The organism is Sphingomonas vulcanisoli (assembly GCF_011761305.1).
In the GTDB taxonomy this organism is placed as follows: Bacteria; Pseudomonadota; Alphaproteobacteria; order Sphingomonadales; family Sphingomonadaceae; genus Sphingomonas_I; species Sphingomonas_I vulcanisoli.
Map to the genome: position 1 here is coordinate 461,032 of NZ_JAAOZC010000002.1, position 15,999 is coordinate 477,030.

Sequence of the window (15,999 nt, forward strand, 5' to 3'; positions counted from 1 at the left end):
ATAAGATGCCGAGCACGCCCATGCTGAACTGCCCGCACCGCTGCTCTTGTCCATCTCCCTGGGACCGGCGGCGGCCCCGGTAAAAGGCTAGCAGGTCGATCGCCGAAGTCTGCCCGACTATCTTGTCAGCCAATGTCATCATTTTTCCCATTGCGAAGGGAATAGCCCGGTCATCCTATCGGCATGACACCAAGACAATGATCTGTTCTTTGGGCTGCCCGCGCCGAGATGAGGCTGGCCGTCAGACTGGGCAGAACTGCGCCAATTTTTGGGTCGGAACGTATGCCGGCCTTGGGATGGTTTGCATTCGGTGCGATCTTGACGCTTCCGCTGGTCCTCGTGTTGTTCAGCCGATCGGCAGTGCTAGCGCGTGCCGCATTCCCAGAATTACCGTTGAGAGCCAGCTGCGGCAGGCTGGACCACACAAGCCGACAGCGTCGCCTCCGAGGCGACGCCGCGATCAGCGCTTGGCGATATCCGCAATTGTGGCTCTGATCCATTCCATCAGCTGGATGAATACCTCTGCCGCCTCTCGTGCGGATCGCATATATTCGCCGCCGCGCTCGCCGACGCGGACGGCCGACCAGTTTGCCTGGTGGGCTGCGGTCATCGTGCGCATGGCGGAAAACAAACGGCGATAGTCTGCGAGCAGAACGGGATCGCCAACCTGTTCGAGCAGCGCGCTCGCGGTTTCGCTGACCTTGGCGACTTCAATGCCGAGTATGCGCCGTTGCGCGATCAAATCCCGCTGTCGCTGATCGTCGCTCCGCCGCGCAATTCTTCCAAGCTCGGTCTGGGTTACCTGCAAATTATCGACGGCTTGCGCCAAGGCTTTACACTGCTCATTCAACATGGCGAGGGTTACTTTTATATTATCTTATGGTTATAGCGCAGCTATATCTTAAGAACATTACCATCAGGTAAAAGCATTTGATTATCCCACGCAGGTTTTGCTTATCCAAGCAAGCGAGATGGGTCACAATCTCCCCGGTAATAGCGCAAAAGAACAAGGGTGCCCGGCATTCGCCCCGTCAACGCTTGGCCGACAGCGTCCTTTATATCAGCGTGCTGCTCGTTCTTTCCTTGCCTATGGATCGGACACCGCGGGTAACATCCAGGCGCCGCTTTGAAGCATGACATTCGGCGAATGGCTGCGCCGCTTCATTCGCCCTGATACGCGGCCAGCTCATTCCCTGCGGGATCGAGGAAATGAAACCGCCGCCCGCCGGGAAAGTCAAAGACTGGCTTGGTGATCGAACCCCCTGCTTGTTCGACTTCGGCGAGAACGGCATCGAGATCGTCGACACGGATGGCGGGCAGGATCGCTTGGGTCTTTTCGGTAGGATCGGCCTGAAAACCTACGTCCACATCGCCGGTCATCGTGCAGGCGTAGCTTGGGCCGAACGCGGTGAAATCCCAGCCGAACGCCGTGCCGTAGAAGCGTTGCATTTCCAGTGTGCCGCTCGCAGGCAATTCGATGAAGTCGATGCGCGGCGCAGCCATCGCTCCGGCCCTCAGTAGCGGCGGAGCAGGCCGGCGAGCTTGCCCTGAATGCGGATCTGGTTGGGCTTATAGCGCATCGGATCATAAGCGCGGTTGGCGGGATCGAGCCGGATCATCTGGCCTTCGTGGCGGAAATATTTGAGCGTCGCCTCGCTATCGTCGACCAGCGCGACCACGATCTCGCCATCGCGGGCATTTTCGGTGCGGCGGACGAGCGCATAATCGCCATCGAGGATGCCCGCCTCGACCATCGAATCGCCCGTCACCTCGAGCGCATAATGCTCGCCCGGCCCGAGCAGCGCGGCGGGGACAGACAGCATATTCTGCCCTTCCAGCGCCTCGATCGGCATGCCCGCGGCGATGCGGCCATGCAGCGGGATCTCGAGCACATCGTTGGCGGCTGAAGGTGGGTTGGCGGCCGAGGGGGGCGCGGCGGCAGGCCCCTTGACCGGCACGACCGTCGCCGATCTGGGCGCGGGCTTGGCCTTCATCGCATCGGGCAGCCGCAGAATCTCGAGCGCGCGGGCGCGATTGGGCAGACGGCGGATGAAGTTGCGCTCCTCCAGCGCCGAGATCAGGCGGTGGACGCCCGACTTGGATTTAAGGTCCAGCGCCTCCTTCATTTCCTCGAACGAGGGCGAAACGCCGGTTTCGCTCAGCTTTTCGTTGATGAAGGTGAGCAGCTCATGTTGCTTACGGGTCAGCATCTGGGGTTCCTAGTGCGCCGAACGAACGGGGCACGTATAGCGAACTGTTCCCCTTTTGTCAAGCCAAAAGATAGACCGTGCCAATTTCGTTCTCGAAAGCCTCGGGCGAATGCGGCGCGCGGACGATCAGCGCATCGGCGCGGACCAGATCGAACAAAGCGGCGCTGTCGCGGCTGGCGAGCAGGTGCGCGGCGCCGTCGATGATCCGGGCGCGCAGATATTCGGTGCGTTCGGCAATCGCGGGCAAGGGCGCGATCACCGGCATCGTCGTCGCCTTCGGTAACGGAGAGGGGGCGCCGGCGAGGTGCGCGGCCAGCGGCAGCAGGAACAGGTGCGCGGTTACGAAGGCGGCGACCGGATTGCCCGGCAGGCCGAGCACGATCGCATCGCCCAGCCGCCCGGCCATCAGCGGCTTGCCCGGCCGCATCGCCACCTTCCAGAAATCGAGCGATGCGCCCGCGCGCTCCAGCGCCGGCCGCACCAGATCATGATCGCCCACCGATACGCCACCGGTGGTGACGATCAGGTCGGCTTCGGCGGCGGCGGCCGCGAACGCCTGTTCGAGCGCTTCGATCCGATCGGGCACGATGCCGCGATCCAGGGCGATGCCCGGTCCCTTGGCGATCAGGCTCGCCAGCATCGGCGCGTTGGACGAGGGCAGCATCGCCCCCGGCGTCGGCGCGCCCGGCGGCACCAGCTCGTCCCCGGTCGACAGGATGGCGATGCGCGGGCGGCGGCGGACCGGCACCGCGCCATGCCCTCCCATCGCCGCCAGCGCGATCGCGGCGGGTGACAGCCGCGCGCCTGCTTCGAGCAGTTGTACGCCTCGCGCGAAGTCGGTCCCCGCCGCGCGCACCGCATTGCCTTGCGGGGGTGGGACGGTGCCGGAAAAGCTAAGCCGATCGCCCTCGCGTGCCGCCTCTTCCTGGATCAGGATCGTGTCCGTACCCTGCGGCAAGGGCGCGCCGGTGAAGATCCGCGCCGCCTCGCCCGGCTCGATCGCGCGGTCGAGCCCGCGTCCGGCGGCGCTTTCGCCCACCAATATCCAAGGCCCCGGCAGGTCGGCGAAGCGGATCGCATAGCCGTCCATCGCGGAGAGATCGGCGGCGGGCTGGGTGCGGCGCGCTTCGATCGGCGCTGCAAGCCAGCGCCCCGCCGCCTCGACCAGCGGCACCGTCTCGATCGGCAGCGGCGCGGCGAGCGCGAGCAGCCGCGCCTGCGCCTCGCCGACCGAGAGCATCACGCCCGCCATTCGCCCGACCGTCCCCCCGATTTGGCGCGTAGCCTGATGCCTTCGAGGATCATGCCGCGGTCGATCGCCTTGGCCATGTCGTAGAGCGTCAGCAGCGCGGTGGAGACCGCGGTCAGCGCCTCCATCTCCACCCCCGTCGGCCCGGTCGTGACGACGGTGGCCGCGCAGGCGACGCCCTCGTCATCGATCAGCAGATCGATCGAGACTTTGGCGAGGCTGAGCGGATGGCAGAGCGGGATCAGCTCGCTGGTCTTCTTCGCCGCCATGATCCCGGCGATCCGCGCCACCGCCAGCGCATCGCCCTTGGCCAGGCTGCCCGCCCGGATCGCGGCGATCGCGTCCGCGGACATCAGGATACGCCCCTCGGCGGTCGCCTCGCGCCGTGTCGCGGGTTTGGCCGAGATATCGACCATCTGCGCGGCGCCCGTCTCGTCGAGATGGGTGAGCTTGCTCATGCGTCTCTCCCCCGTTCGTCCCGAGCGAAGTCGAGGGACGTGATACAGGCGGAACGTGTCTCGACTTCGCTCGACACCAACGGGGGCGGCGTGGCGCTCATGCCGCAAGCAGAGCGCGCGTTGCCGCCTCGACATCCGCCTGCCGCATCAGGCTCTCGCCGACGAGGAAGCAACGCACGCCATGCTCGGCCATCGCCGCGAGATCGGCAGGACCGCCGAGCCCGCTCTCGGCGACGAAGGTGCAGCCCTCGGGGGCGCTGCCGACGAGCTCATAGGTCCGCGCGAAATCGACCGAGAAATCGCGCAGGTCGCGGTTGTTGACCCCGATCAGCCGTGACCGCAGCCGCAGGGCGCGATCGAGCTCGGCCCGGTCATGCACCTCGACCAGCACATCCATGCCGAGGCCGATCGCAGCCGCCTCGATCTCGGCCATCGCCCCGTCTTCCAGCCCGGCGACGATAATCAGGATCGCGTCGGCGCCCAGCGCACGCGCCTCCAGCACCTGCCACGGATCGATCATGAAATCCTTGCGCAGGCAAGGCAGCGAACAGGCCGCCCGCGCCTGGACGAGATAGTCGTCGGCGCCCTGAAAGAAGGGCACGTCGGTCAGCACCGAGAGACAGGCCGCCCCGCCCGCCTGATAGGCGCGGGCGTGCGCGGGCGGATCGAAATCGGCGCGGATCAACCCCTTGGAGGGCGAGGCCTTCTTGATCTCGGCGATCAGCCCGAAGCCATCGACAGCCGCGCGATCGAGCGCGGCGCGGAACCCGCGCGGTGCGGTCTGGCCGGCGGCGGATGCTTCCAGCGCGGCAAGGCTGGTCTCGGCGTTGCGGCGGGCGACATGATCGCGCTTGGCGGCGAGGATTTCGGTCAGGCGGTTGGACATGGGCGTCCGCCTATCAGAAGCGCAGCCAGCGATCGAGCAAAGCCTCGGCCGCGCCGCTGTCGATCGCTTCGGCGGCGCGCACGACCCCTTCGCTGAGATCAGCGACCTCGCACGCCATGGTCAGCGCGCCCGCGGCGTTGAGCAGCACCGCGTCGCGATAGGCGCCTGCCTCGCCCTTCAGCAAACGGCGCAGCGCCTGCGCGTTGTGCGCGGCGTCGCCGCCCCGGATCGCCGCGATCGGATGACATGGCAGACTGGCCTCCTCGGGGGTGAGGGTTCCGCTGTGGGTCTCGGCCCCTCTCACCTCGGCCAGCACGGTCGGCCCCGCGATCGAGATTTCGTCGATGCCTTCCTCGCCGGAGACGACCCACGCCATGCCGTCGCCGATCAGCGCCAGCGCCTGGGCATAAGTGCCGACATAATCGGGCCGCGCGATGCCGATCAGCTGGCGGCGGGTCCGCGCCGGATTGGCGAGCGGGCCCATCAGGTTGAAGATCGTCCGCCGCCCGATCGCGGTCCGGATCGGCTGAATGCGGCGCATCGCGGGATGATGGTTGGCGGCGAACAGGAAGCAGATGCCCAGTGCGGCAAGGCTCGCCTCGGCGGTGTCGCCCGCGCGGGCCATATCGAGGCCCAGCGCCTCCAGCGTATCGGCAGCCCCCGCCTTGGAGGAAGCGGCGCGGTTGCCATGCTTGGCGACGGGTACGCCGCAGGCCGCGACGACCAGCGCAACTGCGGTCGAGACATTGAGCGTGTGATGACCGTCGCCGCCGGTGCCGCAGACATCGATCGCGTTTTCGGGCGCCTCGATCGGCAGCATCCGCTGGCGCATCGCGCGCGCGGCGGCGGCGATCTCGATGCTGGTTTCGCCACGCTCGGCAAGCGCGATCAGGAAGGCGGCGACAACCTCGTCGGCAACCGTGCCGTCGAGAATATCGGCGAAGGCCTGCTCGGCTTGGCTATGGTCGAGAGGGTTCGCCGGATCGGGCAGCAGCGTGATCGTCGTCACGCGGGCTCGGCCGCCTTGATCCCCGCCAGCGCCAGGAAATTGGCGAGCATCGCATGGCCATGCTCGGTGGCGATGCTCTCGGGGTGGAACTGAACGCCGTGGATCGGCAGAGTGGCGTGGCGGAAGCCCATCACCGTGCCGTCGGGCGTCCGCGCGTTGACGATCAGCCCCTCGGGCAGGCTCTCCTCGGTGACGATCAGCGAATGATAGCGCGTCGCGGTGAAGGGTGAGGGGAGATCCTTGAACAGCCCGGTGCCGTCATGATGAACCGCGCTGGTCTTGCCGTGCATCAGCTCGCCCGCGCGTGTCACGATCCCACCGAAATGCTGCCCGATCGCCTGATGGCCGAGGCAGACGCCGAGCAAGGGCCGCCCCTGCTCGGCGCAGGCCGCGACGAGATCGAGGCTGATCCCGGCATGATCGGGATCGCCCGGCCCCGGTGAGATCAGGAAGGCCTCCGCCCCGGAAGACATCGCCTGCCCGACGCCGATCGCATCGTTGCGCACCACCTCGACATGGCTGCCCAGCTCCTGGAGATAATGTACCAGGTTCCAGGTGAAGCTGTCGTAATTGTCGATGACGAGGATCATGGGATGCGCTTAACCGGTTAGCGGACAACCGTCATCCCCACGATATCATCAATCCTCCCCTTGCAGGGGAGGATTGATGACGTCGGCCTACGCCGTCTTCTTATCGGCCACCGCCGCAAGCGCACCAATCACACCGCCCTTGATGAAGGGCAGGGCGGCCAGCGTCGCCAAAGTCATCGCCGAGAGCAGGATGCCGAGCGACGCCCATAGCGGCAGCGACCAGAACCAGGGAATCGCCAGCGACGGGGCGACCAGCAGATGTCCGACCAACAATACGGTGAAATAAGAGGCGATATCGTCGACACGGTGCTGGCCGTTATCGGCCATGCACACCGGGCAGCGCGGGCGCACCTTGAGATAGCCTTCGAACAAGGTCGGCGAATCGCAATGCGGGCAGTGGCGCTTGAGCCCGCGCTTGAGGCCTTCGCCGAAGCTGATCTTGTCCATCATCACCATTTAGGCGCTCGGACATCGCTTCGCTACTGGCCAAAGCCTGCTTCCTGCGCGATCCGCGTTGCCTCGCGCGCAGCGGCGAACAGCGCGCCGGACTTGGCTTCGCACTCGCGCTGTTCGGCGGCGGGATCGCTGTCGGCGACGATGCCCGCACCGGCCTGCACATGCATCACGCCATCCTTAACGATGGCCGTCCTGAGCACGATGCAGCTATCGAGCGAGCCGTCGGGGGCGAAATAGCCGACCGCGCCAGCATAAGCGCCGCGCGTTTCCTGCTCCAGTTCGGCGATGATCTCGCAGGCGCGGACCTTGGGCGCGCCCGAGACCGTGCCCGCCGGAAAGCCCGCGAACATCGCGTCGAGCGCATCCTTGCCCGGCGCGATCCGCCCGACGACGTTGGAGACGATGTGCATGACGTGGCTGTAATATTCGACCGCATAGCTGGCCGTCACCTTGACGCTGCCCGCCACCGCGACGCGGCCGACATCGTTGCGGCCGAGATCGAGCAGCATCAGATGCTCGGCGCGCTCCTTGGGATCGGTGAGCAGACTCTCCCGGTTGGCCTCGTCCTCGGCGGCGGTTTTACCACGAGGGCGCGTGCCCGCGATCGGGCGGATCGTCACCTCGCCATCGCGCAGGCGGACGAGAATCTCGGGGCTCGATCCGATCACTGCAAAGCCGGGTAGATCGAGATGGTAGAGGAAGGGCGAGGGATTGATCCGCCTGAGCGCGCGATAGAGATCGAGCGGCGGCAGCGTGAAGGGCGTGGTGAAGCGCTGCGCCAGCACGACCTGGAAGATGTCGCCCGCCGCGATATGCTCCTTCGCGGCCAGCACCATATCCCGATAGCGATCGGCAGGGATGATCGGCGTGGCGAGGATCTCCGGCAGCTCGGCGGGTGTGCGGGCGGCGGCGGGCAGCGGCGCCGCGAGCCGGGCGGCGGTCGCCTCGATCCGCTCGATCGCGGCCTCCACGGTGCCGCGGCTTTCGGGCCAGACCGGCGCGACGATGAACAGCGAATCCGCCAGCCGATCGAAGATCAGCAGCACCGTCGGCCGCACGAACAGCATATCGGGCAGATCCAGCGGTGAGGGCGCGGCGCGCGGCAGCTTCTCGACCAGCCCCACCGTCTCATAAGCGAAATAGCCGACGAGGCAGGCGAGTGCGCGGGGCAGGCCCTCGGGCACATCGGCGCGGCACGCCGCCACCAGATCGCGGAGCGCTACCAGCGGATCGGCCTCTATACCCTCGAACGCGGCGCGGTCGGTCAGCCAGCGCCGATTGATCCGCGCCTGCCGCTCCCGCGCCTCGAACACCAGATCGGGCGCCAGGCCGAGCAAACTGTAGCGCCCGCGTGTTGCGCCATCCTCCACCGATTCGAGCAGGAAATCGCCTCGGCCGGGCTCGATCAGTTTGATCGCGGCGGCGACGGGCGTTTCGGTATCGGCGATCAGCCGCCGCCAGACCAAAGCCGGACGGCCCGCAGCGATCGCCTCGCGCGCGGCGGCGTCGGCCGCCCCCGCTTCCATCACTGGTCGGCGGCCGCCTGGCCCGAAAGCTGCTTGGCGAGCGCGGCGATGGCGGCGGGGTTCTTCTTCACCGTCAGTTCCGATCGCGCCGCCTTGGCGAATTGCTGCAGATATTCGTCGCCGATCCCCTGGCTGGAGGCGACGCGCATCTGGCCGGCGATCAAGGCGACCTGCGCGGGATCGCCGGGGCTGATCTGATCGAGATGGACGATATACCAGCCGCCCGGCCCCGGCGTCAGGCTGGTCTTGCCGGGCGAAAGTGCGAACAGGGCGCGCAGCGGCGGTGACACCGCCTGGCCCTGCTGCTGCAGGCGGGCGACGTCGATCTGGCTGGCGTTGGCGGGCTTGGGTGCTTCCAGCCCTGCGGCGGCGAAGGCGGCGGCCATCGGCGTTCCGGCCTTCATCTTGGCCAGCACGCCGTCGGCGATCGCCCGTGCGGCCTTGCCGGCGCGATCGACCATCAGATCATTCTTCGCCTTGTCGTGCACCTGGGCCAAGGGCAGCGGCGCCGAGGGCAGCACGCTGGCAACGCCGAGCAGCGCGGCGCCGCCGGTGGCGGGCACGGGCTCCAGCGTCGGGGCGTCCTCGGGCTCGGCCAGGAAGGCGGGCTTGAGCAGCGCCTGCACGGTGGCGTCGGGCTGGAAATTGGGCGCCGCGCCATTGCCGAGCAGCGGCGGCGTCGTCACTACCTTCAGGCTGTTGGCCTTAACGATCTTGTCGAAATTGGCGCCGTCGTTCAGCGCATCCTCGATCTTCTGGCCGAGCGCCTGCAGCGCGGCGGTCTTGCGCGTCTGGGTGAGCGCGGTGGCGATCTCGCCCTTCACGCTTTCCAGGCTGCGCGCGGGTTTGGCGTTGATCGTATCGATGTGGACGATGTGCCAGCCGAGCGTCGACTTGAGCGGCGTGGTATTGCCGCCCTGCTTGGCGGCGAAAGCGGCATCGGCGATCGCGGGCGTCGCGGAGGCGGCGAACGCTTCCTTGCTGAGCGCGCCGAGCGCGGTATCCTTGGGGCCGAAGCCTGCGTCGCCCGCAGCCTTTTCGAACGGCGTGCCGGAGGCGAGCTTGGCGGCGAACGCCTTGGCGGCGCCCTCGTCGGGCAGCACCACCTGCGAAAGCGTGCGCGTTTCGCCCGCGGCATATTTGGCGGCGTCGGCCTTATACTGCGCCGCGATCTCCGCATCGCTCGGCGTGGCGACGGTGACGCCGTCGGGGTTGATCGGCGCGTAGCGCAGCACGCGCCGTTCGGGCACGGTGTAAGCGGCGATGTGGCTCTTGTACCAGGCGGCGATGTCGGGTTCCGAAGGCGCTGCGACTGGTTTCAGCGGCACGAAGCCGACTTCGCCGATCCGCCGCGCGACGAACAGTCCCGCATAGGTTCGCGCCATGCCCATCGGCATCGATGGCGCCGCGCCCAGCGGGATCAGCAGCTGGCGACGGATCAGATCGGCGCGGATGCCCGATCGCAGATCGGCCAGCGCCATATGCTGCTGCGCGAGCAGGGCGCGCATCTGCTTCTCGTCGAACTTGCCGGCAGGGTTGATGAAGGCGGGGATGTTGGCGATCTGCGCATCGATCAGCCGGTCGCTGGCGGTCAGCCCGTGCTTGCGCGCCCAGATCTCCAGCGATCGCGTGCTGATCTCGCGCTCGACGATCGGATCGAGGCCGCCCGTCTGGCGCAGCAGCGCCGCCATGTCGACGGCAGGCTGCTGCTGGCGGATGCGGCTGAGCTCGGCCTGCGCGCTACGCTGCACGTCCGCCCCGCGGATCGGCTCACCGCCCACCGTGGCGACCACGTTGGGATCGGTCACCGCGCCGCCCCCGAACGGATTGCTCACGCCGGTGACGATGAACGCCACCAGCAGCAGGCCGAGCAAGGCGATGACGATCCAGGAGCCGAGCGCGCGGCGAAAGAAGGTTAGCATCCGGTCTTCCGAGAAACAGTTGAGCCCGCCCATAGGGCTCCTGCCTTCGCCTGCCAAGCGGAGCCACGCCTTGCCGCTCGGGCGCATTGCTGTATCGGAAACGCCGTCGTGAGGGAGGCGAAAGAATGGCGTTGCGCAAGCTGATCGCGGGCAACTGGAAAATGAACGGCACGCGCGCATCGCTCGCCGAAGTGGCGGCGATCGAAGCGGCCGCTACCGCCGCTGGCCATGTCGATGTCGCGCTGTGTCCGCCCTTCACCCTGATCGATGCGATGATGCAGGCGGCGGACACGGTCGTGATCGGCGGGCAGGATTGCCACCATGCCGTGAAGGGCGCACACACGGGCTGCGTCTCCGCCGCGATGCTCGCCGATCTCGGCGCCAGCCATGTCATCGTCGGCCACAGCGAGCGCCGCACCGACAACGGCGAGACGGATGACCTCGTCCGCGCCAAAGCCGAGGCGACGATCGCCGCCGGACTGATCGCAATCGTCTGCGTCGGCGAGACCGAGGCTGAGCGTGATGCGGGGCGTGCGGGCGTGGTTGTCGGCGATCAGCTCGACGGATCGCTGCCGCCGGCCGCGACCGCGCGGCAGCTGGTCGTCGCTTACGAGCCGGTGTGGGCGATCGGCACGGGGCGGACGCCTTCGTGTGACGACGTCGCCGAGATGCACGGCATGATCCGCGCCAAGCTGCTCGCGATCCTCGGCGAAGAAGGGGTGGGCGTGCGGATCTTGTATGGGGGATCGGTCAAGCCGGACAATGCCGCAGAACTGTTGGCGATCGCCGATGTCGACGGTGCCCTGGTCGGCGGCTGCAGCCTCACCGCCGCGCAATTCGTTCCGATTATCGAGGCGGCGGCTACGATCTAACTGACGCCCTCCCTCCCCGTTTGCCCTGAGCTTGTCGAAGGGCTGTCCTGCCTGACAGGCAACGAAGAAGAACAGTGCTTCGACAAGCTCAGCACGAACGGAGGGGATAGGGCATGACAACCGCACCGCCGCCCTTGCCCAAGGCGCTCCCCCGCTGCCTGGGCACGCTGGGGATGCTGTTCCTCACGCTCTCGGCGATCTCGCCGGCCTCTTCCGTGTTCATCATCGTGCCGGGGATGCTGCAAGGCGCGGGAACGGGCGCGTTGTGGGCGATGGCGATCGCGGGGCTGGTCTGCCTCGCCACGGCCTATGTCTATGCCGAGCTCTCGTCGGCCTTCCCGATCGCGGGCGGCGAATATGTGATGGTGGCGCGGACGCTGGGGCCGCTGCCCGGCTTCGTCATGCTGGTCATCAACGTCTTCAACAACATGCTCTTCCCGCCCGTCGTCGGCCTGGGCGTGAGCGCGGTGCTCGCCCACGTCATCCCGGGCCTGCCGGTGGTGCCCATCGCGATCGTAGTTGTCGCCGGCGCCACGCTGTGCGGCCTGCTCAACATCCGCGTCAACGCGCTGGTGACAGGGCTCTTTCTCGTGATCGAACTGGCCGCGCTGGGGCTAGTGACGGCGCTCGGCCTGATCCATCCGGCGCAGGGGCTGTTGCCGATGCTGGCGCACCCGGTGCTGCCTTCACTGCAACCGGCGACGATGCCCGCGACCGGAACCGCCACCACGATCGGCATCTTCGCGCTCAACGGCTATGGCATGGCGGTCTATTTCGGCGAGGAGATGCATGACGCCTCCACCCGCATCGCCCGCGTCGTCATGCTGTCCTTCGCCGCCGCTTTCCTGTTCGAACTGGGACCGACGATCGCCGCGCTGATCGGCACGCCGGACCTCGCCCGAACTCTCTCCGCAACGGACCCGTTCGGCGATTTCGTCGCCAGCTGGGGCGGTGGGCTGATCGCCGCGCTGATGGCGGTCGGCGTCGCCATCGCGATCCTCAATGCCGCGATCGTTACCGTGCTGGGCTCGGCGCGGTTTCTCTATTCCACCGGGCGCGATCGGGTGTGGGGCGGGCCGGTCGATCGTTGGATCGCGGCGGTGCATCCGCGCTGGCACAGCCCCTGGGTCGCCACGTTGGTCAATGGCGCGCTCGGCATCGGCTGCTGCTTCATCAAGCTCAACTTCCTGCTGATCCTGAGCGGTGGCGGCCTGCTCGTCACCTATTGCGCGATCAGCCTCGGGGCCTTGGCGGGGCGGCGGACGGGCAGCACCAATCACGGCCCCTATCGCATGCCGTTGTTCCCGATCGCCCCGATCCTGACCCTGGTGGCGCTGGCCTATGTCGCCTGGACCAACTGGCTGGACGTGGACGAAGGCCGCCCCGGCCTGATCGCCACCGCAGCGCAGATCGTGGCGGCGATCCTCTACTATACACTCGTGCTGCGGCGGCGCGGCGCATGGATCGTTCACGATCCTGCTGTCGAAACCGCTGAGCGATTGTAGGCTAAACACAAACCATCCGTTCGTGCTGAGCTTGTCGAAGCACCGTTCTTCTTCGGTCCGGTAACGAAGAAGGACGGCCCTTCGACAAGCTCAGGGCGAGCGGGCGATTGGTGGCAGGCGACTGAGTCTACAAATTGAGCAAACTCGGATCGCCGCCCTGCGCGGTGATGTTGACCGAGAGCGCGCGCTCCACCGCATAGCGCAGCAGGGCGTGCGGCCCGCCCGCCTTGGGACCGGTGCCGGACAGACCTTCGCCGCCGAACGGCTGCACACCGACCACCGCGCCGATGATCGATCGGTTCACATAGACGTTCCCCGCCGGCACCGCCGCGCGCACTTCCTCCGAGAAGCGCTCGATCCGGGTGTGGACCCCCAGCGTCAGCCCGTAGCCGCGGTTGGCGAGGCTGGCGGTGACCTTGTGGAGATCGGCGGGATCGTAGCGGTAGACATGCAGGATCGGGCCGAACACTTCCTTTTCAAGGAAGTCCGGGCGCGGCACCTCGGCGATCACCGGGCCGAAATAGCTGCCCTTGGCGCCCCACACGCCGGGATCGATGCGGCGGATGATCTTCGCCTCTTTCTCCAGCCGCTGGACATGCGCCTCGAGATCGGCGCGCGCTGCCTCGTCGATCACCGGGCCGATGTCGGTGCCGGGTTCGGCGGGGTCGCCGATCACCAGCGCATCGAGCGCGCCCGCCAGCGTGGCAATCAGCTCATTCGCCGAATCCTTGGGCACGAACAGTACGCGCAGCGCCGAGCAGCGCTGCCCCGCCGATCCGATCGCCGAGACGATCACGTCATCCACCACCTGCTCCTTGAGCGCGGTCGTATCGGCGAACAGGCCGTTGAGGCCGCCGGTCTCGGCGATGAAGGGCAGGATCGGGCCGTCGCGGTTGGCGAGCGCGCGGTTGATCGCGCGCGCAGTATCGGTGCCGCCGGTGAAGGCGACGCCAGAGATCAGCGGATGGGTGACGATCGCCTGGCCGACCGTCGCGCCCTCGCCGGGGAGCAGCGCCAGCAGATCGGGATCGAGTCCCGCCTTGTGGAACAGCCGCACCGCCTCCGCCGCCACGAAGGGCGTCTGCTCGGCGGGCTTGGCGAGCACGGCGTTGCCGGCCGCCAGCGCCGCCGCGATCTGGCCGGTGAAGATCGCCAGCGGGAAATTCCACGGTGATATGCAGGCGAAGGTGCCCCGTCCGCGCAGCTCCAGCTGGTTGGTCTCGCCGACCGGCCCCGGCAAAGTCTCGAAACCGGAGAATTGCTTCTCCGCGAGCCCGGCATAATAGCGGCAGAAATCCACTGCTTCACGCACCTCGGCGACGCCATCGTTGAGCGTCTTGCCCGCTTCGCGTGACAGCAAGGCAACGAGGCGATCCATGTCGCGTTCCAGCGCATCGCCCATCGCGCGCAGCACCTTGGCGCGGCCCTTCCCGCCGCGATCGTCCCAGGCCCGTTGTGCTTTGGCAGCACGGCGCGCGGCCTGATCGACATCGGCCAAGGTCGCGTCGCTGACGCCACCGATCAGCCAACCACGGTCCACCGGACTGTGCAGCGGCTGCGCGCCAGCGCCCGCCAGCAATTTGCCGCCGACGATCGGCCCGGCGGTCAGCGTTTCGCGCGCGATCGCCTTGCTGGCTTCGTCGGCGCGCTTCTGTTCGGCGAGGATCGCGTAATCCCGGCCCAGCGGATTCTTGCGCTTCGGCCCGTAAATGTCGGCGGGCAGCGGGATTTTGGGATGTGCACCGGGCGCGGCCTCGACCGCGCTGATGGGATCGCGGACTACGTCCAGCGCGGGCACCTTCTCGTTGAGCAAGGCATGGACGAAGCTGGTGTTGGCGCCATTCTCCAGCAGCCGACGGACCAGATAGGGCAGCAATTCCTCATGCCCGCCCACCGGCGCATAAGCCCGCAGCCGCGCATTGCCGCCGATATTGGCTTTGTAGAGCGCCTCCCCCATCCCGTGCAGGCGCTGATGCTCGATCGGCACGCCCGCGCGATCGGCCATCAGCCGGACGGCGGCGAGCGTGTGGGCGTTATGCGTGGCGAATTGCGGATAGAGATGCGGGCTCGCCGCGATCAGCGCGTTGGCGCAGACCAGATAGGAAAGATCGGTCGCGGGCTTGGTGGTGAACACCGGATAGCCGGGACGGCCGGCGACCTGCGCCTTCTTGATCTCGCTGTCCCAATAGGCGCCTTTGACCAGCCGGATCATCAGGCGGCGACCGGACTTTTGGCTAAGGGCCTTGAGCGCCTCGATCACCGCCAGCCCACGCTTCTGATAGGCCTGCACGACCACGCCGAGCCCGGTCCAGTCGCCCAGCTCTTTCTCATGTGCAAGGGTGTCGATCAGCTTGAGCGAGAGGACGAGGCGATCCGCTTCCTCGGCATCGATAGCGAAATTGAGATTATGGCGTGCGGCGATCAGCGCCAGCCGTTTGATGCGCGGATACAGCTCCGCCCAGACGCGCGCTTCCTGCACCGCTTCGTAGCGGGGCGAGAGGGCCGAGAGCTTGACCGAGACGCCATGCCCATCCTCGGGCCGCTCGCCGGGCGCGCGGGCCTTGCCAACCGTATCGATCGCGTGGGCGTAGATATGCTCGTAGCGTTCGGCATCGGCGGCGGTGCGCGCGCCCTCGCCGAGCATGTCGAACGAGCAGAGATAGCCCTCCTTCTTCGCCCGAGCCAACGCCGTCTCGATCGTGCGCCCGAGTACGAACTGCTCGCCCATCATCTTGACCGCCGCGCCCACCGCCTGACGGATCACCGGCTCGCCGAGCTTGGCGGTCATGCGCTTGAGGTAGCCGGGCAGATCCTTCCTGGCCTGATCATCGACATCGACCAGCTTGCCCGTCAGCATCAGCCCCCAGGTCGAGGCGTTGACGAACAGGCTGTCCGATTGGCCGAGGTGCGCCGCCCAATCGGCCGATCCGATCTTCTCGGCGATCAGCCGATCGCGCGTGTCGGCGTCGGGTGTGCGCAGCAACGCCTCGGCCAGGCACATCAGTGCCAGCCCCTCGCGCGTGCCGAGCGAGAATTGCTGGAGGAAGCTCTCGACGACGCCCTGTTTCTCCGCCGATGCCCGCGCCGCCTCGACGAGGCGGATCGCTTGCGCCTCGACAGCGTTACGCTCCTCTAACGATAATGGCTTGCGGGCGAGCAGGGACTGAACCGCCTCACCTTCATCCTGATATTTCGTGTCGTCGATACGGTCCCAATCGACCGTCAAGCTGTTGTTCAACTGATGCTCCCGAAAGCGGGCAAAACCTTAGTTCATGTGCGTATGCGTAGATTGCAACGCTGACATTCTGCCGCAAGC

At 67.1% G+C, this 15,999-nt stretch carries 14 protein-coding genes; 2 read left to right on the top strand and 12 right to left on the bottom strand.

Annotation, left to right across the window (positions count from 1 at the left end):
- Positions 1-460: 460 nt before the first annotated feature.
- The 11 genes from FHS31_RS06355 to FHS31_RS06405 all read right to left on the bottom strand — a co-directional run bounded on the left by FHS31_RS06355 (position 461) and on the right by FHS31_RS06405 (position 10,306).
- Positions 461-853, bottom strand: coding sequence for a hypothetical protein (locus FHS31_RS06355; RefSeq protein WP_167072513.1), 393 nt, complete (start codon positions 851-853; stop codon positions 461-463).
- A gap of 308 nt (positions 854-1,161) precedes the next feature.
- Entirely contained in the window at positions 1,162-1,503 is a 342-nt protein-coding gene (locus FHS31_RS06360; protein ID WP_167072514.1) for a VOC family protein, read from the bottom strand.
- Positions 1,504-1,514: 11 nt separating this feature from the next.
- The gene (lexA, locus tag FHS31_RS06365) at positions 1,515-2,210 is read right to left on the bottom strand and encodes a transcriptional repressor LexA (RefSeq protein WP_167072515.1); all 696 of its coding nucleotides are present in this window, start codon (positions 2,208-2,210) and stop codon (positions 1,515-1,517) included.
- A gap of 58 nt (positions 2,211-2,268) precedes the next feature.
- Positions 2,269-3,462 (bottom strand): molybdopterin molybdotransferase MoeA, encoded by a 1,194-nt coding sequence (locus FHS31_RS06370; protein ID WP_167072516.1) that lies wholly within the window; start codon positions 3,460-3,462, stop codon positions 2,269-2,271.
- Complete coding sequence (moaC, locus tag FHS31_RS06375; RefSeq protein ID WP_167072517.1) at positions 3,450-3,917, bottom strand: cyclic pyranopterin monophosphate synthase MoaC; 468 nt, start codon at positions 3,915-3,917, stop codon at positions 3,450-3,452. The genes FHS31_RS06370 and moaC overlap by 13 nt, the downstream gene beginning before the upstream one ends.
- Before the next feature lie 97 nt (positions 3,918-4,014).
- Positions 4,015-4,803 (bottom strand): indole-3-glycerol phosphate synthase TrpC, encoded by a 789-nt coding sequence (gene trpC, locus FHS31_RS06380; RefSeq protein WP_167072518.1) that lies wholly within the window; start codon positions 4,801-4,803, stop codon positions 4,015-4,017.
- Positions 4,804-4,816: 13 nt separating this feature from the next.
- A complete protein-coding gene (gene trpD / locus FHS31_RS06385) occupies positions 4,817-5,812 on the bottom strand; it encodes an anthranilate phosphoribosyltransferase (RefSeq protein ID WP_167072519.1) in 996 nt (331 codons plus the stop codon).
- A complete protein-coding gene (locus tag FHS31_RS06390; RefSeq protein WP_167072520.1) occupies positions 5,809-6,402 on the bottom strand; it encodes an anthranilate synthase component II in 594 nt (197 codons plus the stop codon). The genes trpD and FHS31_RS06390 overlap by 4 nt, the downstream gene beginning before the upstream one ends.
- Before the next feature lie 87 nt (positions 6,403-6,489).
- On the bottom strand, positions 6,490-6,852 hold the full coding sequence (locus FHS31_RS06395; RefSeq protein ID WP_167072521.1) for a DUF983 domain-containing protein: 363 nt from the start codon (positions 6,850-6,852) through the stop codon (positions 6,490-6,492).
- Between the two features lie 29 nt (positions 6,853-6,881).
- Positions 6,882-8,384 carry an anthranilate synthase component I gene (gene trpE / locus FHS31_RS06400; protein WP_167072595.1) on the bottom strand — a complete coding sequence of 501 codons (1,503 nt, stop codon included), beginning with the start codon at positions 8,382-8,384 and terminating at the stop codon, positions 6,882-6,884.
- Complete coding sequence (locus tag FHS31_RS06405; RefSeq protein WP_167072522.1) at positions 8,384-10,306, bottom strand: peptidylprolyl isomerase; 1,923 nt, start codon at positions 10,304-10,306, stop codon at positions 8,384-8,386. Before FHS31_RS06405 ends, trpE begins: the two co-directional genes overlap by 1 nt.
- A gap of 125 nt (positions 10,307-10,431) precedes the next feature.
- Between FHS31_RS06405 and tpiA the strand changes: the two genes are divergently transcribed.
- Both tpiA and FHS31_RS06415 read left to right on the top strand, forming a co-directional pair.
- Positions 10,432-11,178 (top strand): triose-phosphate isomerase, encoded by a 747-nt coding sequence (gene tpiA / locus FHS31_RS06410; protein ID WP_167072523.1) that lies wholly within the window; start codon positions 10,432-10,434, stop codon positions 11,176-11,178.
- A 113-nt stretch (positions 11,179-11,291) separates the two neighbouring features.
- The gene (locus tag FHS31_RS06415; protein ID WP_208408578.1) at positions 11,292-12,683 is read left to right on the top strand and encodes an APC family permease; all 1,392 of its coding nucleotides are present in this window, start codon (positions 11,292-11,294) and stop codon (positions 12,681-12,683) included.
- A 127-nt stretch (positions 12,684-12,810) separates the two neighbouring features.
- On the opposite strand, the gene putA is transcribed toward FHS31_RS06415, so the two are convergent.
- A complete protein-coding gene (gene putA / locus FHS31_RS06420; protein ID WP_167072524.1) occupies positions 12,811-15,921 on the bottom strand; it encodes a bifunctional proline dehydrogenase/L-glutamate gamma-semialdehyde dehydrogenase PutA in 3,111 nt (1,036 codons plus the stop codon).
- Positions 15,922-15,999 lie beyond the last annotated feature (78 nt).